Origin of the sequence: Blastococcus atacamensis (assembly GCF_002938425.1) — a bacterium.
Taxonomy (GTDB): Bacteria; Actinomycetota; Actinomycetes; order Mycobacteriales; family Geodermatophilaceae; genus Blastococcus; species Blastococcus atacamensis.
In genome coordinates this window covers 1-17,230 of the sequence record NZ_POQU01000038.1, presented here as the reverse complement: position 1 = coordinate 17,230, position 17,230 = coordinate 1, and the positions used below count along the sequence as shown (strand labels likewise).

General features: G+C 73.2%; 16 protein-coding genes. 12 read left to right on the top strand and 4 right to left on the bottom strand.

Annotated features, from left to right (window positions below):
• The first annotated feature begins 42 nt into the window (after window positions 1-42).
• The 5 genes from C5508_RS10770 to C5508_RS10750 all read left to right on the top strand — a co-directional run bounded on the left by C5508_RS10770 (window position 43) and on the right by C5508_RS10750 (window position 6,700).
• A complete protein-coding gene (locus tag C5508_RS10770) occupies window positions 43-2,397 on the top strand; it encodes a DUF6351 family protein (RefSeq protein WP_198598019.1) in 2,355 nt (784 codons plus the stop codon).
• A gap of 195 nt (window positions 2,398-2,592) precedes the next feature.
• Window positions 2,593-4,074, top strand: a complete 1,482-nt coding sequence (locus tag C5508_RS10765) for an AlkA N-terminal domain-containing protein (protein WP_104524945.1) — start codon at window positions 2,593-2,595, stop codon at window positions 4,072-4,074.
• Window positions 4,074-4,625: a methylated-DNA--[protein]-cysteine S-methyltransferase gene (locus C5508_RS10760; protein WP_104524944.1), complete on the top strand. Its 552-nt coding sequence runs from the start codon at window positions 4,074-4,076 to the stop codon at window positions 4,623-4,625. The genes C5508_RS10765 and C5508_RS10760 overlap by 1 nt, the downstream gene beginning before the upstream one ends.
• Window positions 4,626-4,746: 121 nt before the next feature.
• On the top strand, window positions 4,747-5,853 hold the full coding sequence (locus C5508_RS10755) for a DNA recombination protein RmuC (protein ID WP_104524943.1): 1,107 nt from the start codon (window positions 4,747-4,749) through the stop codon (window positions 5,851-5,853).
• Between the two features lie 325 nt (window positions 5,854-6,178).
• Entirely contained in the window at window positions 6,179-6,700 is a 522-nt protein-coding gene (locus C5508_RS10750; RefSeq protein ID WP_104524942.1) for a DUF6542 domain-containing protein, read from the top strand.
• A 70-nt stretch (window positions 6,701-6,770) separates the two neighbouring features.
• Here C5508_RS10750 and C5508_RS10745 read toward each other — a convergent pair whose 3' ends face one another.
• Entirely contained in the window at window positions 6,771-7,742 is a 972-nt protein-coding gene (locus C5508_RS10745) for a 4-hydroxy-3-methylbut-2-enyl diphosphate reductase (RefSeq protein ID WP_104524941.1), read from the bottom strand.
• Between the two features lie 136 nt (window positions 7,743-7,878).
• On the opposite strand from C5508_RS10745, the gene C5508_RS10740 reads away from it, so the two are divergent.
• The 3 genes from C5508_RS10740 to C5508_RS10730 all read left to right on the top strand — a co-directional run bounded on the left by C5508_RS10740 (window position 7,879) and on the right by C5508_RS10730 (window position 10,545).
• Window positions 7,879-9,006: a lipid droplet-associated protein gene (locus C5508_RS10740; protein ID WP_104524940.1), complete on the top strand. Its 1,128-nt coding sequence runs from the start codon at window positions 7,879-7,881 to the stop codon at window positions 9,004-9,006.
• Between the two features lie 79 nt (window positions 9,007-9,085).
• On the top strand, window positions 9,086-10,330 hold the full coding sequence (xseA, locus tag C5508_RS10735) for an exodeoxyribonuclease VII large subunit (RefSeq protein WP_104524939.1): 1,245 nt from the start codon (window positions 9,086-9,088) through the stop codon (window positions 10,328-10,330).
• A complete protein-coding gene (locus tag C5508_RS10730) occupies window positions 10,327-10,545 on the top strand; it encodes an exodeoxyribonuclease VII small subunit (RefSeq protein WP_104524938.1) in 219 nt (72 codons plus the stop codon). The genes xseA and C5508_RS10730 overlap by 4 nt, the downstream gene beginning before the upstream one ends.
• A gap of 12 nt (window positions 10,546-10,557) precedes the next feature.
• On the opposite strand, the gene C5508_RS10725 is transcribed toward C5508_RS10730, so the two are convergent.
• The gene (locus C5508_RS10725; RefSeq protein ID WP_104524937.1) at window positions 10,558-11,187 is read right to left on the bottom strand and encodes a DUF4245 domain-containing protein; all 630 of its coding nucleotides are present in this window, start codon (window positions 11,185-11,187) and stop codon (window positions 10,558-10,560) included.
• A 111-nt stretch (window positions 11,188-11,298) separates the two neighbouring features.
• Between C5508_RS10725 and glpX the strand changes: the two genes are divergently transcribed.
• Window positions 11,299-12,351 (top strand): class II fructose-bisphosphatase, encoded by a 1,053-nt coding sequence (glpX, locus tag C5508_RS10720; RefSeq protein WP_104524936.1) that lies wholly within the window; start codon window positions 11,299-11,301, stop codon window positions 12,349-12,351.
• 52 nt (window positions 12,352-12,403) lie between these two features.
• Here glpX and C5508_RS10715 read toward each other — a convergent pair whose 3' ends face one another.
• Both C5508_RS10715 and C5508_RS10710 read right to left on the bottom strand, forming a co-directional pair.
• The gene (locus C5508_RS10715; protein WP_104524935.1) at window positions 12,404-12,802 is read right to left on the bottom strand and encodes a DUF1707 SHOCT-like domain-containing protein; all 399 of its coding nucleotides are present in this window, start codon (window positions 12,800-12,802) and stop codon (window positions 12,404-12,406) included.
• A gap of 55 nt (window positions 12,803-12,857) precedes the next feature.
• Window positions 12,858-13,598 carry a hypothetical protein gene (locus C5508_RS10710; protein WP_104524934.1) on the bottom strand — a complete coding sequence of 247 codons (741 nt, stop codon included), beginning with the start codon at window positions 13,596-13,598 and terminating at the stop codon, window positions 12,858-12,860.
• Between the two features lie 167 nt (window positions 13,599-13,765).
• On the opposite strand from C5508_RS10710, the gene C5508_RS10705 reads away from it, so the two are divergent.
• The 3 genes from C5508_RS10705 to C5508_RS10695 all read left to right on the top strand — a co-directional run bounded on the left by C5508_RS10705 (window position 13,766) and on the right by C5508_RS10695 (window position 16,887).
• Window positions 13,766-15,160: a class II fumarate hydratase gene (locus C5508_RS10705; RefSeq protein ID WP_104524933.1), complete on the top strand. Its 1,395-nt coding sequence runs from the start codon at window positions 13,766-13,768 to the stop codon at window positions 15,158-15,160.
• Window positions 15,161-15,257: 97 nt separating this feature from the next.
• Window positions 15,258-16,547 (top strand): citrate synthase, encoded by a 1,290-nt coding sequence (locus C5508_RS10700; protein WP_104524932.1) that lies wholly within the window; start codon window positions 15,258-15,260, stop codon window positions 16,545-16,547.
• Window positions 16,548-16,695: 148 nt separating this feature from the next.
• The gene (locus C5508_RS10695) at window positions 16,696-16,887 is read left to right on the top strand and encodes a hypothetical protein (protein ID WP_104524931.1); all 192 of its coding nucleotides are present in this window, start codon (window positions 16,696-16,698) and stop codon (window positions 16,885-16,887) included.
• Window positions 16,888-17,230: the final 343 nt, after the last annotated feature.

Genomic DNA, 17,230 nt, shown 5'->3' with positions numbered 1-17,230 from the left:
ATCTCGTTAGGAGGCGCAAACACCCTCGACCGGGAGACCTAGATGCGACGCACCTCCGCTCCACCCCGATCCGGCCACCGAGGCCTGACGCTGCTCGTCACGATTCCGTTGTTCCTGGCATCCGGTGCGCTGGCTGCGCCCGCACTGGCGACCGGGTCGCCCGGTCCCGCCGGGCCGCTGGGGGTGCCGGTGTACTCGTCCTTCGATCCCATGGACAACGGGGAGCCGATCCAGGTCCGGACGCTGTCGTCCCGTGCCGACCTGGTCACCGGCGGCGATGCGTTCATCGAGATCGCGCTGCCCAGCAGCACGGACGTGCGCAAGGTGCGGGTCACGGTCGGCAAGCAGAACGTCACGCAGGCGTTCCGGGCCGGCGGACCGGGGTTGCGGGGCCTGGTCACGGACCTGCCGCTGGGAGACAGCACCATCACCGCGACCGCGCCCGGCGGACTGCGAGCGCGGCTGGTCGTGACGAACTCGCCGCAGAGCGGTCCCGTCTTCTCCGGCCCCCACATCCAGCCCTGGACGTGCACCAACGGATCGGTGGAGCCGGACTGCAGCCAGCCGCCCACGGTCGCGTACTACTACAAGTCGACCGACCCGACGGAGAGCGGCGTCCCGATCCAGACGTTCGCCGGGGCGGTGGCATCGGGGCTGCAGCCCTACGACCCGGCGAACCCGCCGTCGGACGTCGCGAGCACGACCACGGACGACGGGGAGACAGTGCCGTTCATCGTCCGCGAGGAGACCGGCTACAGCCTGCGCGACCAGTACAGGATCGCGGCGCTGTGGAACCCGGAGGAGGGCACTGAGCCCGACCCGGCGGCCGCGAACCCCGGCTTCGCGAACAAGCTCGTCCTGACGCACGGCCAGAGCTGCGACACCGCCTACGAGTCGGGCAGCGCACCCGACGTCCTGTTCGAGGACGCGCTGTCGCAGGGGTTCGCGGTGGCCTCGCACGCGCTCGACAACGCCGGGCACAACTGCAACCTCGTCACACAGGCGGAGTCGCTGCTGATGATCAAGGAGATGGTCGTCGAGCGCTTCGGCCCGCTCCGCTACACGATCGGCAGTGGCTGCTCCGGCGGCTCGCTGGTGCAGCAGCAGGTCGCCAACGCCTACCCGGGCGTCTACCAGGGCATCACGCCGCAGTGCAGCTTCACCGACGCGTGGAGCAGTGCGCAGCAGTACATGGACTACGTGCTGCTGCGCGACTACCTCGAATCGCCCGCCAACACCGGAGAGCACCTGATCACGCCGGCCCAGTGGCCCAGCATCTTCGGCCACGCGAACCCGGCGAACCAGATCACCTTCACCGAGGCCATCCCGAACAGCGGCGATCCGAGCCGGGAGTGCCCCGGCGTGGCACCGGAGGACGTGTACGACGAGAACACGAACCCCGACGGCGTTCGCTGCACCTTCCAGGACTACATGCGCAACGTGTTCGGCGTCGACGACCAGGGCTTCGCCCGGCGTCCGATCAGCGGCGTCGGTATCCAGTACGGCCTGTCGGGACTGCGGTCCTTCCTCGACCCGGCCTCCGCCGACCCGACCCGACCGCCGCTGACGCCGGCGCAGTTCGTCGCGCTCAACGTGAACGTGGGCGGCTACGACCTGGACTTCAACCACACGGCGGAGCGGACGCCGTCGGACCCCCTCGCCAACGAGCGCGCCTACCGCAGCGGCGGGGTCAACACCGGTGCCCACCTCGACCAGGTCGCCATCATCGACCTCGGCGGCCCGGAGCCCGGCGCGTTCCACGACGTCTACCGGAAGTACTCCATGCGCGATCGGCTCGTCCGCGAGCACGGCACCGCCGCCAACCAGGTGTTCTGGGAAGGGCAGACCCCGCTGCTCGGCGACGTCAGCTTCACCGACGACTCCATCCGCGCGATGGACGAGTGGCTCGCCGCGGTGGAGGCCGATGATCGCGCGGTGCCGCTGCCGGCGAAGGTGATCGACGCCCGGGCCGCGGCCGGCGTGGAGGAGCGGTGCGTGGCGGCGAACGGGATGGACGCGCCACTGGAGGTGTGCGACGCCACCGTCGACCCGACGATCTTCTCCTCGCCGCGCATCGAGGCCGGCGGCGGGGACCAGGCGCCGGTCAACGGGGTCGGCCCGGCGACCGTCGGGTTCACCGACGACCGGCTGGATTGCGAGCTCATGCCGATCGAGGAGTTCGTGTACGCCGGCAGGTCGTTCGCCGAGGTCTTCACGCCCGAGCAGCAGGCGGCCCTGCAGGGCGCCTTCCCGACCGGGGTCTGCGACTACGGCAAGCCCGGCGTCGGGTTCCAGGCAGCGGAGACCTGGCTGACGTACCAGGACGCGGAGGACGACGTCGTCCACGGCGGAGCGCCGCTGGGCGAGCCGCCGCTGTCGGTGTCCTCCCGCAGCTGAGTCGCGACGACGGATCCGGGGGCCGCTGCCTGCACGCAGCGGTCCTCGGATCATGTCGGCCGGCCCACGACACGTCGAGGGCGAGGAACTCGGCGCCGGCGACCCGAACCGGTCGTTCGACGTCGGCCTGGAGAGCCGCACGGCGGCGTCCGAAAACCGCCAGATCCCGTCATCCCCCGCTGGCATGCTCGACGCGTGACCGAGGCCCTGGACCACGAGCGCTGCTACCGCGCCGTCGCCGGCCGGGACGCGCGCTTCGACGGCTGGTTCGTCACGGCCGTCTCCACCACCGGCATCTACTGCCGCCCGTCGTGCCCGGCCCGCACTCCCCTGGCCCGCAACGTCTCGTTCTTCTCCACCGCGGTCGCCGCCCAGGGCGCCGGGTTCCGCGCCTGCCGGCGCTGCCGTCCGGACGCCGCCCCCGGGTCACCCGAGTGGGATGTGCGCGCCGACGTGGTCGCGCGCGCCATGCGGCTCATCGCCGACGGCGAGGTCGAGCGCTCCGGTGTCCCGGGACTGGCCGCCCGCCTCGGGTACTCCGAGCGACAGCTGCACCGGCTCGTCGTCGGCGAGCTCGGCGTCGGCCCCCTGGCCCTCGCCCGTGCGCGGCGCGCGCAGACCGCGCGGATCCTGATCGAGACCACCGACCTGCCGATGGCCGACCTCGCCTTCGCGGCCGGGTTCGCCAGCATCCGGCAGTTCAACGACACCGTCCGCGAGGTGAACGCCTGCACTCCCACCGAGCTGCGGCGCACCCGCCGCGGCGCGGGCGAGCGCAACCCGGGCCGGCTGACGCTGCGGCTGGCCGCCCGCCCCCCGTACGCCGCCGACGAGGTGCTGCTCTTCCTCGGGGCGCATGCCGTGCCCGGGCTCGAGGAGTGGGACGGGACGACGTTCTCCCGCGTCCTCGACCTGCCCCACGGACCCGCCGTCGTCCGGCTCTCCCCCACCCCGGACGCGTCGGCGGTCACCGCCCGCCTGCGGCTCACCGAACTCCGCGACCTCGGCGCCGCCGTCACCCGCTGCCGCCGGATGCTCGACCTCGACGCCGACCCGGTCGCCGTCGACGACGTCCTCGGAGCCGACCCGGCCCTCGCTGCCCTGGTCACCGCCGCACCCGGACGCCGGGTGCCGGCCTCCCCGGACGCCGACGAGCTCGCAGTCCGGGCGGTCCTCGGCCAGCAGGTCTCCGTGGCGGGCGCCCGCACGCTGACCGCCCGGCTGCTGACCGCGGCGGGCATCCCCCTGCCCGAGCCGGTGGGCACGCTGACGCACGCCTTCCCCCGGCCCGCCGCCCTGGTCGACGCCGACCTGACCCTCGTCGGCCTGACCGGCGCCCGCCGCCGCACGGTCCACGCGCTCGCCTCGGCCCTGTCCGACGGCGCCGTCGCCCTGGGTCCCGGCGCCGACCGCGCCGAGGCCGAGCGGGCGCTCCGGGCGGTGCCCGGCATCGGGCCGTGGACGGCGGCCCTCGTCGGCCTGCGCGGCCTGGCCGACCCCGACGTCTGGCTCCCCGGCGACCTGGCGCTGCGGAGGTCACTCGCCGCACTCGGAAGCAGCGACGCCGACGCCGCCCGGCGCTGGCGGCCGTGGAGCTCCTACGCCGTGCTGCACCTGTGGGCGCTCGCCGTCCCCTCCCTCTTCACCCGCGCACCCGACCTGCCCAGGAGTGCCTGATGACCGCCCTGCTCGACCCCGGCGCACCGCGCGTCCGCTACGCCACCGTTCCGACGCCGCCCGGGCCGTTCACCGTCGTGGTCGCATCCGCCGACGACGGTCGCGACGTCGTCCTGGCCAGTGGCTGGACGGCCGACCTCGACCACCTCTGGCCGGTCATCCACCGCACCCTCCGGCCCAGCGGCGCCGACGAGGACCCGGACCTGGCCGTGCTGGCAGCCGTCGACGCGTTCGTGGCCGGCGACGTCGCGGCGATCGATGCCGTGCCGGTGGCCCAGCGGTCCGGCCCCTTCCTCGAGGAGGCGTGGCAGATCCTGCGCAGCGTCCCCGCCGGCACCCCCGACACCTATGCCGCGTTCGCGGCCCGGTGCGGGCGCCCGGCCGCGGTGCGCGCCGCCGCGAACGCCTGCGCCCGCAACGCCGCGGCGCTGTTCGTCCCCTGCCACCGCGTGCTGGGCTCCGACGGCGGCCTCGGCGGCTTCCGCTGGGGAACCCCCGTCAAGCGCTGGCTGCTCGACCACGAGGCGGCGCACGCACCCGCCCGGATCTGAGAAAGGACCCCGTCCTCCCCACCGCTCGCACGCTCGCGGCGGTACCCGGGACGGGGCCGTCAGAGCTGTCGGAACTCCTCTGCTCGCGGAACTGTCCGACCCCTCCGGCACCCTCCGGGGCATGGACGCCGCTTCCCTGCTCCTCGGGCTCCTCCTCGGTGCGCTGCTGGCCACCGCCGTCACCCTCGGAGTGGTCGCCCTGCTGGGCCGCCGCCGTCCCGCCGACGACGGGCTCGAGCCGGTGCACGAGTCCCTCGACCACCTGCACCGCCTGCTGGCCGGCATGGAGCGGGCCCGCGCCACCGCGCACGGCGAGCTGCGGGAGCAGATGGGCACGGTCGGCACGACGTCGGCGCAGCTCAAGCACGAGACCGCGGCACTGGTCACGGCGCTGCGCACGCCGCACGTCCGCGGGCGGTGGGGCGAGGTCCAGCTGCGTCGCGTGGTCGAGGTCGCCGGACTGCTGGAGCACTGCGACTTCGTCGAGCAACCCTCGGGCACCAACGACGAGGGCGCCGGCGTCCGCCCCGACCTCGTCGTCACCCTGGCCGACGGTCGCCAGGTGGTGGTCGACGCCAAGGTCCCCTTCACCGGTTACATCGAGGCGGTCCAGGCCGACGACCGGGACGTCCGGGCCCAGCGGATCACGATGCACGCCCGTCAGCTGCGCACCCACATCGACCAGCTCTCCGCACGGCACTACCCGACGGCGTTCCGCCCGGCGGCGCCGTTCACCGTGCTCTTCGTGCCGTCCGACGGCTTCCTCACCACGGCCCTGGAGGCCGAGCCCGGGCTGCTCGAGTACGGCTTCTCGCGCGACGTGGTCCTCGCGACGCCGAGCACGCTGCTCGCCCTGCTGCGCACCGTCGCCTACTCCTGGCGGCAGGAGCGCCTGGCCCGTGACGCCGACCAGGTGCTGGAGGTCGGGCGCAAGCTGCACGCCCGGCTCAGCACCCTCTCCGGGCACCTCACCCGGCTGGGCTCGGCGCTGTCGACGACGCTCACCCGCTACAACGAGACGGTCGGCTCCTACGAGCGCTCGGTGCTGACCGCCGCACGCCGGTTCGACGACCTCGGGGTGGCCGAGGCCCCCGTGCCCGAGCCGCAGGAGGTCGAGGCGACCGTGCGCACCCTCCGCCCGGCCGAGGCGCCCGACAGCCCCGAGACGTACGGCGCGGTCACGCCCTTCGACGTCGCCGAGCGGGAGCGTGACGGCACATCTGGCTGACGGATCCGGTGCCGCCGGCGACGGGTGATGGCAACTCGTCCGCACCGCACGTCACAGCCTTCACCCTGCACTCCTCCACCCCCACCCGAAGCGGACGACGCGGCGACGTCCTCCGGCCGACTGGCGACTTCTGTCGTTACCGTTGCTCCGACGGGCGACCAGTCGGGTCGGTCATCGAACGGGACGGAGGTGCGCCTTGGCCACCGCGAGCACAGCAGGCGCATGGCAGAGCGGCGCACGGCCCGACCGGCCGTACCCGGCGCGCGCGCCCCGCCCGAGCGCCGGGACCGAGCGCTCCGGCCGCCCGTCCCGCCCGAGCGCCCCGGTGCCCGGCCGCGCCGGTGACCGCCTGCGGGCCGCCGAACGCGAGTACGCCTCCGACCGCTACGAGTCGGCCCCGCCGCCGCGTCGTGGCAACGAGCGCCCGCGTCCGGCCGAGCGGGCCGCCGAGCGTCCCGGCGCCCGTTCCCGGACCGCCGCACCCGCGGGCCGCGACAGCAAGCTCCGCGGGGTCCTGGCCGTGGCCGGCATCTTCCTGCTGACCCTGGCCGGCTGCGGCATCGACTCCTTCGTCGGCACCGGCCTCGGACTCATCACGCTGGTGGCGCTGGCCGCGGGCACGGCGATGGCCGCCCTGCTGGTCCGCCGCCGCGACCTGCTCACCGTCGTCGTCGCACCGCCCCTGGTGTTCGTGCTCGTGGCCGTCGTCAACGCGGCTCTCGCCCCGTCGGCCACGCTCAACGCCGCCACGCTGGCGACGCTGCTGGTCCGCGGGTTCCCGACCATGGTCGCCGCCACCGGCGTGGCTCTCCTGCTGGCGCTCTTCCGGCTGGTCAGTCGCCGCTGATCTCCCCCGACGACGAAGCCCCGGTCCGCTGCTGCGGACCGGGGCTGCGTCGTTCCTGCGGGCGTAGCGCTCAGTCGGTGGCGGCCCGGTTGGCCTTCTCGGCGCGGCGCAGCTCGTGCGGCAGCGCGAACACCAGGCGCTCCTCGGCGGCCTTCACGGTGCCGACGTCGGGGTACCCGCGCTCGGCCAGCCAGTCCAGCACCTCGCTGACGAGGATCTCCGGCACCGAGGCGCCGCTGGTCACGCCGACCGTCGAGACGCCCTCCAGCCAGGCCTCGTCGATCTCCGCGGCGTAGTCCACGAGGTAGGACGCCCGGGCGCCGGCCTCGAGCGCGACCTCGACCAGCCGCACCGAGTTGGACGAGTTCGTCGAGCCGACGACGAGCACCAGGTCGCACTCGCCGGCCATCTGCTTGACGGCCTGCTGGCGGTTCTGGGTGGCGTAGCAGATGTCGTCGCTGGGCGGGGACTGCAGTCCGGGGAACCGGGTCTTCAGCTGGTCCACCGTCGCCAGCGTCTCGTCGACCGAGAGCGTGGTCTGCGACAGCCACACCACCTTCTCCGGATCGCGCACCTGCACACCGGCGACATCCTCGGGGCCGTCGACGAGCTGCATGTGCTGCGGCGCCTCGCCGAAGGTGCCCTCGACCTCCTCGTGACCGCGGTGACCGATCAGCAGGATGTCGAAGTCGTCGCGCGCGAAGCGCTTGGCCTCCTGGTGCACCTTCGTCACCAGGGGGCACGTCGCGTCGATGGTGCGCAGCTGCCGGGCCGCGGCCTCCTCGTGCACCGCCGGGGAGACCCCGTGGGCGCTGAAGACGACGACCGAGCCCTCGGGCACCTCGTCGGTCTCGTCCACGAAGATCGCGCCGCGCCTCTCCAGCGTCGCCACCACGTGCTTGTTGTGGACGATCTGCTTGCGGACGTAGACGGGGGCGCCATGGATCTCCAGGGCACGCTCCACCGCCACCACCGCCCGGTCCACGCCGGCGCAGTAGCCCCGGGGGTCGGCCAGCAGGACGCGTCCGCGCTGTTCAGCCATGACCCCATGGTAGTTGAAAAAGCGTGTGCCCCCCGTCACTCGCAAGCTCGCACCGGGGCCCTGCACAGGGCTGCACTCGCGGGTGGAACTGGCCACACCGGGTGTCGACCTTGACGTTCTGGGGCAGGCTGTGCGCATGGCCCGAGAGATCCCCGAGGTTGTCCGTGCCGCCGCTGGTCTGGCGGCGACCGTGCTCGACGAGGCGCGCAAGCTGCCCGAGACGCTGCCGGGGCTGCCCGTGCGCGTGATCGGTGTGGCGATGCAGCACGCCATGAAGGTCCAGCAGACCTACGCCGGGTTGATCGCCCGCGGCGACGAGCTGCTGACCGGGTTGCGAGGGGAGAGCGAGCCGGGCCTGGCGACCTTCGACGAGGACCTCGAGCCGTCCAACGGCTTCCGCGACTCCGCCTTCGACCGCGTGACCGACGAGGACGTGGCCTCCGTGCTCGCCGCCGCAGACGAGGCCGGGGTGGACGTCGACGACGCGGTCGTGGACTCCGCCGACGGCGTGGCGTCGGCCGAGCGGTCCATCGAGGTCACCGAGGACGCCCCGAGCACCGAGGAGGTGCTCGACGAGCTGGCGATCGACGAGGCGGTCCCCGTGGTCGCCGACACCGATCCGCTGGCTGCCACGGGTGGTGAGGACGCCGCCGTCACCGAGGACGCCGACGCCCTCGAGTCCGCACTGCTGGAGTCCGACACCGCGACCACCACTGACACGACCGCCGCGGCGGAAGCCGACCCGACCGCCGACGTCGCCACCACCGTCGACATCCTGACGCCCGACGGCGAGGTGGAGACCGTCGAGGCCGCCGTCACCGACGAGGGCGTCGCCGCCGTCGAGGCACCGCAGGACGAGCCGGGGACCGACGAGACCGTCGCGACCACCGACGCCGCCGCCGGTGCCGACGAGCCGGCCGGCACCGACTCTCCCGACACCGAGACCGTGGCGGTCGACGAGAGCGGCAGCCCGGTCGCCGCGGCCACCGACGACGCTCCGGCCACCGAGGACGCTCCGGCCGACGACGCGGATACCCGCAGCCAGGCGCCGGCCACGGCCCCCATCGACGGGTACGACGACTTCTCCATCGCGCAGCTGCGCGGCCGCCTGCGTGGCTACGCCCTGAGCACTGTCGCCGACCTCCTCGCCTACGAGCAGGCCAACCGCGCCCGCGAGCCCTACCTGCGGATGCTCCGCAACCGGCTGGAGAAGCTCGAGGAGCAGGCCGTCGAGGCGAGCCCGCTCGCCCCGCGCGGCCTCTGAGGACCCCCTCGGGCGCTCGGGCGGAACGCTGCGCGGGGCCACCCAGGGAGACGACGGCGCTGTCTGACACGCTCGCGGCATGACCGCGCCGTCGTCCCCCGAGTCGCCGTGGCCGGTCCGGACCGTGGCCCGCAAGGTGGCCGACTGGATCGGCCGGCTGGGCGAGGTCTGGGTCGAGGGGCAGGTGGCGCAGCTGTCCCGCCGCAGCGGCGCCGCCACCGTCTTCCTCACCCTGCGTGATCCGGCGGCCGACCTCTCGGTGCCGGTGACCTGCCACCGGGAGGTCGCCGAGCGCCCCGGCCTGGAGCTCACCGAGGGCGCCCGCGTCATCGTGCGCGCCCGCCCCGACTACTACGTCGCCCGCGGCTCGTTCTCCCTGCGCGCGACGGAGATCCGTGCCGTCGGCCTCGGTGAGCTGCTGGCCCGCATCGAGCGCATCCGCCGGCTGCTGACGGCCGAGGGGTTGTTCGACCCCGCCCGCAAGCGCCCGCTCCCTTTCGCGCCCGGCGTCGTCGGCCTCATCACCGGACGGGACAGCGCCGCCGAGCGCGACGTGCTGGTCACCGCCCGCCGCCGCTGGCCCGCCGTCCGCTTCAGCACGCACCACTGCGTGGTCCAGGGGCCCAACGCCGCGGCCAACGTCATGGACGGGCTGCGCCGGCTGGACGCCGATCCCGACGTCGAGGTCATCGTCGTCGCGCGAGGCGGCGGCTCGGTCGAGGACCTGCTGCCGTTCTCCGACGAGGGTCTGGTGCGCGCCGTCGCCGCCTGCCGCACCCCGGTCGTCACCGCGGTCGGCCACGAGACCGACACGACGCTGGTCGACCACGTCGCCGACGTCCGGGCGGCCACCCCCACCGATGCCGCGCACCGCATCGTGCCCGAGATCGGCGAGCAGCGGCGGCTGGTCGACGGGCTGCGCGCCCGCGCCCGCCACCTGGTGACCACCCGGCTCGAGCAGCAGGAGCGCTGGCTGGAGTCGGTGCGCAGCCGCCCCTCGCTGGCCGCCCCCGACCGGTTGCTGCACGGCCGGGAGGACGACGTCCTCGGCCTGCGCACCCGGGCCCTGCGGACCCTCACCCACCGGGTGGAGTCGGCCGAGCGCGACCTCGAGCACGCCCGCGCCCGCGTGGCCGCCCTCTCCCCCGCCGCGACGCTGGAGCGCGGCTACGCCGTCGTCCAGCGGGCCGACGGTTCACTGGTCCGCAACCCCGCAGAGGTGGCCGACGCCGAGCCGCTGCGGGTCCGCGTGGCCGGTGGGCGGCTGCCCGTCCGCGTCGACCGGGCCGGCGACACCAGCACCGACCAGGAGGACCCCGCATGAGCAGCACCGACGAGCGCGCCGCCGATCCGACGACGACCTACGAGCAGGCGCGGGAGGAGCTCGCCGACGTCGTCCGCCGGCTCGAGGCCGGTGGCCTCACGCTGGAGGAGTCGCTCGGGCTCTGGGAGCGGGGCGAGGAGCTGGCCAGGCTCTGCCAGCACTGGCTGGACCGCGCCCGCGAACGCCTGGCCGCCGCCGCCCCGACGGAGGACTGAGCCGGACCGGGCTCAGCGGGGTGCGTAGGGCCGCACCGCGGCGGCCACCGTCTCCAGCTCGTCGTCCTCCGCCGAGCCGCTCACCACGACGGTGACGTCGCCGTCCACGCGGGACAGCGCCGTCTCGCCCCGCTCGGTGGTGGACCGGGTCCACGGCGTTCCACCGATGTCCACGCTGCCCCCCTCGGTGGCGCCGTCGAGCACGTCCCCGACCGCCTCGGACCGAGCCGCGTCGCTCACGACGAAGCCCGCGAAGGCCCCGTCCGGCGTCACGTACCCGATCTCCAGGGTGACCGGGTCGCCCTCGGCGACGTTCCCGGCATCGGTGCGGGCGCTGGTCGCCCGATAGCCGTCCTCGAGGCCGGCGGGCACCAGCAGGGGGTAGCCGGCGCGCGCGTCGGCCAGCTGGATGGTGCTCGTGGGGTCGATCTCGCGCACCGGGTCGACGCCGCTCTGCCCGAAGGCGGTCCACCCGACGATGAGCAGGCAGATCACCACCAACGGCAGCAGCGAGCGCAGCATGTTGGCCGCGCTCATCCGGTTCGCCCGCTCCACCGGCGACGGCGGCGGCGGGGGCAGCTCGACGGCGTCCGCGTCGTCGGGACCCTGGGGACGCTGGCTCGTCGGGCCGATTCCGGTCATGCCCCTAGGATCGCAGCAACGCTCGTGCGCTCTGCCGCCCCTGGCCCCGTCCCGCTCCCGCCCCGAGTTCGCGAGGGGTCACAGGGACGGGGTCCTCCTACAGGAGGTCCCGTGTCGCTGCCCGTCCCCGATGGTCCCCTTCCCACGACGACCGCCGGTGGCGGCTTCGGCACCGGGCGTCCCGCCCCCGACCGCAACCTTGCCCTCGAGCTGGTGCGGGTCACCGAGGCGGCCGCCATGGCCGCGGGCCGCTGGGTGGGTCGCGGCGACAAGAACGGCGGCGACGGCGCGGCGGTGGACGCGATGCGTGCACTCATCGGCACGGTGCGCATGAACGGCGTGGTCGTCATCGGCGAGGGCGAGAAGGACGAGGCGCCCATGCTCTACAACGGCGAGCAGGTCGGTGATGGTCAGGGCATCGACTGCGACGTCGCGGTCGACCCCATCGACGGCACCACGCTCATGGCGAAGGGCATGCCGAACGCCATCGCCGTCATGGCCGTGGCCGAGCGGGGCGCCATGTACGACCCGTCGGCGGTCTTCTACATGGAGAAGCTGGCCACCGGCCCGGCCGCCGCGGACGTCGTCGACATCACCGTCCCGGTCGCCGAGAACATCAAGCGGATCGCCAAGGCCAAGAAGGGCTCGGTCGGCGACGTCACCGTCTGCATCCTCGACCGCCCGCGCCACGAGCAGCTGGTGCACGAGGTCCGGGAGGCCGGCGCCCGCATCAAGTTCATCACCGACGGCGACGTCGCCGGCGCGATCGCCGCCGCCCGCGAGGGCACCGGCGTGGACCTGCTGCTCGGCATCGGCGGCACCCCGGAGGGCATCATCGCCGCCTGCGCGCTCAAGTGCATGGGTGGTGCGCTGCAGGGCAAGCTGTGGCCCAAGGACGACGACGAGCGGCAGCGGGCCCTGGACGCCGGGCACGACCTGGACCGGGTCCTGCACATCGACGACCTGGTGCGCGGCGACGTGTTCTTCGTGGCCACCGGCATCACCGACGGCGAGCTGCTGCGCGGGGTGCGGTACAGCGCCGGTGGGTGCACCACCCAGTCGCTGGTCATGCGCTCGCGCTCGGGCACCATCCGCTCGATCGACAGCCTGCACTCGCTGGAGAAGCTGCGCGCCTACTCGGCCGTGCCCTTCGACCGGCACTGAGCCGCAGCAGACGAGGACGGGGACCGGCCACCTGGCCGGTCCCCGTCGTCGTTCAGCGCGCCGGGCCGCCCCGGCCGCGGTCCAGCCGGTCGAGCACGGCCCGCCAGCGGCTGGCGGACTCCCCCGGCGCGAGGCTGCGCAGACGCAGGTCCCCGAAGACCGACGAGATCTGGCGCGGCGGCAGCCCCGGTCCGGCCAGGCGCACGTCGCCGAAGACGTCCCGCAGCGTCTGCGGAGCGCGCGAGCCCACGATCTCCGTCGGAACGGGAAGGTCGTCCACCAGCCGCTCGAGCTCGGCGGTGGTCACCGCCGCGTAGGCGCTCTCCGCGCGCTGGGCGAACTCGTCGAGGTCCAGGCGCCCTTCACCGACGGCGGCCTGCAGCCGCACCACGAGGGCGTCGCGCTCGGCATCGGACGCCCGGACGGCGGGGACGGCGGCGTCGTCGCTCACGCCTCGACGCTACCGATCCCGCGTCCCGGCGCACAGGCACCGGGACGCGGTCCGGTCACTCCAGCTCGGTGCAGGCGGGCACGGTGAACTCCTTCACCCGGCCGCCGCAGGTGCTGGCGTACTCCTCGTACGCCGACAGCGGCGGCGACTCGTACATGAGGTCGTCGCAGGCCTGGTAGTCGCCCTCGAAGCAGCTCTGGGCGTACTCGTCCAACACCCGGTCGGGGCCGAGGTCCTCGGGTTCCACGGCGGGGAACTGCTCGACGTCGCCGCCGCTGAAGCCGGGCTCGTCGGCGTACCAGCCCATGGACTCGTCCTCGAGCATGTAGGCGTCCATCTGCTCCTCGGCGGCATCGACCATGCCGTCCCGGACGCCCTCGGAGATGCTCGGACCGAACTCCTCGGCCATGGCGCGGCCGATGTCCTCGGCGGTACCGGCGAAGGCGGCGGTCACCAGGAAGGTGGCACCGACGGCGCCCGCGGCGAGACCGGCCAGCGCGGCGCCGGCCAGCACCCAGCGTCCCCGCTCCGGCGAACCGGTGACGGGCGACCCGGGAGCCGGGGAACCGGTACCCACCGGGAACTGCGCCGGGCCGGCCGCGGCGGCCGTCCAGTCCGGCTGGGCGGCCGTCCAGTCGGGCTGGGCGGCCGTCCAGTCGGGCTGGGCGGCCGGTGCCGGCCACGGCGCGCCGGGCGCGGGCCAGCCGGGGGCGGCCTGGCCGTCGGCACTCCGACCATCGGCGGCCCCGTCGTCGGCGGCGGGGGTGGCGTCCGGGAACTGCGGCGGCTGGGACAAGTGCCCTCCTCGGGGCTCGTGCCCGCGACGGGCACCGGTTCGTCGGCCGAACGCCGCTCGACGGCCTGATCGGCGGAGCGCGGCCGGGGCGGAACCGACCCGGCCCCCACGGGTGTCTAGGGTCCCGTGCGGAGCACTGTCACCATCCACACCACCGGGAGCGCACCGTGGCCACCGAGACGGACTACCGCGTCGAGTACGACTCCATGGGAGAGGTCCGCGTCCCCAGTTGGGCCAAGTGGCGGGCGCAGACCCAGCGCGCCGTCGAGAACTTCCCCATCTCCGGCACGCCCATCGAACGCGAGCTCATCGCCGCGCTGGCCTCGATCAAGGGCGCCGCGGCCACCGTGAACGCCTCCCTCGGTGTCCTGCCGCAGGAGATCGCGGACGCCGTCGTCGCCGCCGCCGCGCAGGTGACCGAGGGCACCTGGGACGACCACTTCCCCATCGACGTCTTCCAGACCGGGTCCGGGACGTCGAGCAACATGAACACCAACGAGGTCATCGCGACCCTGGCCACCGAGGCCCTGGGATCGCCGGTGCACCCGAACGACCACGTCAACGCCTCGCAGTCGTCCAACGACGTCTTCCCCTCCGCGATCCACGTGGCCGCCACCCGGGCGATCGTGCGCGACCTGATCCCGGCGCTGCGCCACCTGGAGTCCTCGTTGCAGCGCAAGGCCACCGAGTACGCCGAGGTCGTGAAGAGCGGCCGCACGCACCTCATGGACGCCACCCCGGTCACCCTGGGCCAGGAGTTCGGCGGGTACGCCGCCGCCGTCCGCTACGGCGTGGAGCGGCTGGAGGCCTCGCTGCCCCGCATCGGTGAGCTGCCGCTGGGCGGCACCGCCGTCGGCACCGGCATCAACACCCCGCCGGGGTTCGCCGCGGCGATCATCGAGAAGCTCGCCGCGGACCTGGACCTGCCGCTGACCGAGGCGCGCGACCACTTCGAGGCGCAGAGCTCCCGCGACGCCCTCGTGGAGGGCTCCGGCCAGCTGAAGACCATCGCCGTCGGACTGATCAAGATCGCCAACGACCTGCGCTGGATGGGCTCGGGCCCGCGGACCGGCCTCGGCGAGATCCAGCTCCCCGACCTCCAGCCGGGCAGCTCGATCATGCCCGGCAAGGTGAACCCGGTGATCCCCGAGGCGGTCATCCAGGTGGGCGCCCAGATCATCGGCAACGACGCCGCGGTCACCTACGCCGGCACCACCGGCGTCTTCGAGCTCAACGTGACGCTGCCACTCATGGCGCGCAACGTGCTGGAGTCGATCCGGCTGCTGGCCAACGTCAGCCGGCTGCTGGCCGACCGCTGCGTCGACGGCATCGTGGCCAACGTGGAGCAGTGCCGGGAGTACGCCGAGTCCTCGCCCTCGATCGTCACTCCGCTGAACAAGTACATCGGCTACGAGGAGGCCGCGAAGGTCGCCAAGCAGTCGCTGGCCGAGCAGAAGACCATCCGCCAGGTCGTCGTGGAGCGCGGCTACGTCGATCAGGGCAAGCTCACCGAGCAGCAGCTCGACGAGGCCCTCGACGTCCTCTCGATGACCCACCCCTGAGCCGTGCGGCGGGAGGGGGCCCGGATCTGCACCCTCCCGCCCGCACCGGCGGGGCCTGAGCCGCGAACCGGGCGGCGAGGGTCTAGCGTCGCGGGTGATGACCGAGACAGACGTAACTCTGCGCTATCCCGGCGGCGAGCTGCCTCTGGCCGTCAAGCACGGGACCGAGGGGTCCGACGGCCTCGACACGAGCAAGCTGCTGACGACGACCGGCAAGGTCGCGCTGGACATCGGCTTCGTCAACACGGCCTCGTGCACGTCGTCGATCACCTACATCGACGGCGACGCCGGCATCCTGCGCTACCGCGGCTACCCGATCGACCAGCTGGCCGAGAAGTCCAGCTTCCTGGAGGTCACCTACCTCCTGATCCACGGCGAGCTGCCCACCGCCGACCAGCTGGCGGAGTTCGACGGCAAGATCCGCCGCCACACGCTGCTGCACGAGGACCTCAAGCAGTTCTTCAACGGCTTCCCGCGCGACGCGCACCCGATGCCGGTGCTCTCCTCGGCGGTCAGCGCCCTGTCGACCTTCTACCAGGACTCGCTGGACCCCTTCGACGAGGAGCAGGTGGAGATCTCCACGCTGCGCCTGCTGGCGAAGGTGCCGACCATCGCCGCCTACGCCTACAAGAAGTCCGTCGGCCAGCCCTTCCTCTACCCCGACAACTCCTACGGCCTGGTCGAGAACTTCCTCCGGATGACCTTCGGGTTCCCGGCGGAGCCCTACGACATGGACCCGGACCTGGTGAAGGCGCTGGACATGCTGTTCGTCCTGCACGCCGACCACGAGCAGAACTGCTCCACCTCGACCGTGCGCCTGGTCGGTTCGTCGCACGCCAACATGTTCGCGTCGGTCTCGGCCGGCATCAACGCGCTCTTCGGGCCGCTGCACGGTGGCGCCAACCAGTCCGTGCTGGAGATGCTCGAGGCGATCAAGCGCGAGGGCGGCGACATCCCCTCGTTCGTCAACCGGGTCAAGAACAAGGAGCCCGGCGTCAAGCTGATGGGCTTCGGGCACCGGGTCTACAAGAACTACGACCCGCGCGCGGCCATCGTGAAGAAGACCGCCGACACCGTGCTGGACAAGCTCGGCGGCAACAACGAGCTGCTCGACCTGGCCCGCCAGCTCGAGGACATCGCCCTGAAGGACGACTACTTCGTCGAGCGGAAGCTCTATCCCAACGTGGACTTCTACACCGGGCTCATCTACCGGGCGATGGGCTTCCCGACGCGGATGTTCACCGTGCTCTTCGCCCTCGGCCGGCTCCCCGGCTGGATCGCGCAGTGGCGCGAGATGATCGCCGACCCCAGCACCAAGATCGGCCGTCCGCGCCAGATCTACACCGGCGAGACCGAACGGGACTACGTGCCGCTCGACGGCCGCTGAAGAAACACCTCGTCCCTCTCACCCTTCGCACGCTCAGGGCGAGCCCCTGGACGGGGCCGGGCCGGGTGACCCCAGGGTCACCCGGCCCGTTGCGTCTCCGGCCGGGGTCCCTACGGTGGGTGCGCCCCAGCACTCGAGAGGACTCCGCATGGCCGAGCTCCCCGGCGAGGACGTCCTCGTCCTGCCGCCCATGCCCCTGGCCACCGGCCGGCTGCTCGAACCGGAGGACGACGGCCCTCCCGTGCGCATCACCAAGCTGGAGTTCGTGATCTCCACCGAGGACGGCGGGGAGCTGCGGATCCCCCTGGTGCACCGGCACGGCGCCTGGTGGGCGCCCTGAGCCGGCCGTCCCGGCAGCTCGTCCCGATCTCCTCCGGAGATCACCCTCACCCGTTCGGCTGACCCCTTCCCCGGCCGATTCTTCAAGCACCTCGCCCGGCGTGTCGATGGATGTGCGAGAGCTCCTGACCCCAGGAGCCCCATCCGTACCGACGACGACGCCCGGGAGACGCTGCAGTGCCTGCTCCGCGTACGCCCGCGCGCGCCTCCACCCCTCGTTCGACCACCCCAGTCCGGGGCCGCTCCACGTCCTGTCTCTTCTTTCCCTCTTTCCCCTCCTCCCCCCCCTCTTTCCCTTTCTCTTATTTAGTCGCCTCTGACGATAACGACATAAAATAACAAAA

Bases quoted from the DNA above. Each gene is read 5' to 3' on its own strand.
- C5508_RS10770 (WP_198598019.1), top strand. From the start codon at position 43: ATGCGACGCACCTCCGCTCCACCCCGATCCGGCCACCGAGGCCTGACG.
- C5508_RS10760 (WP_104524944.1), top strand. From the start codon at position 4,074: ATGACCGCCCTGCTCGACCCCGGCGCACCGCGCGTCCGCTACGCCACC.
- C5508_RS10755 (WP_104524943.1), top strand. From the start codon at position 4,747: ATGGACGCCGCTTCCCTGCTCCTCGGGCTCCTCCTCGGTGCGCTGCTG.
- C5508_RS10745 (WP_104524941.1), bottom strand. From the start codon at position 7,742: ATGGCTGAACAGCGCGGACGCGTCCTGCTGGCCGACCCCCGGGGCTAC.
- C5508_RS10740 (WP_104524940.1), top strand. From the start codon at position 7,879: ATGGCCCGAGAGATCCCCGAGGTTGTCCGTGCCGCCGCTGGTCTGGCG.
- xseA (WP_104524939.1), top strand. From the start codon at position 9,086: ATGACCGCGCCGTCGTCCCCCGAGTCGCCGTGGCCGGTCCGGACCGTG.
- C5508_RS10730 (WP_104524938.1), top strand. From the start codon at position 10,327: ATGAGCAGCACCGACGAGCGCGCCGCCGATCCGACGACGACCTACGAG.
- C5508_RS10725 (WP_104524937.1), bottom strand. From the start codon at position 11,187: ATGACCGGAATCGGCCCGACGAGCCAGCGTCCCCAGGGTCCCGACGAC.
- C5508_RS10700 (WP_104524932.1), top strand. From the start codon at position 15,258: ATGACCGAGACAGACGTAACTCTGCGCTATCCCGGCGGCGAGCTGCCT.
- C5508_RS10695 (WP_104524931.1), top strand. From the start codon at position 16,696: ATGGCCGAGCTCCCCGGCGAGGACGTCCTCGTCCTGCCGCCCATGCCC.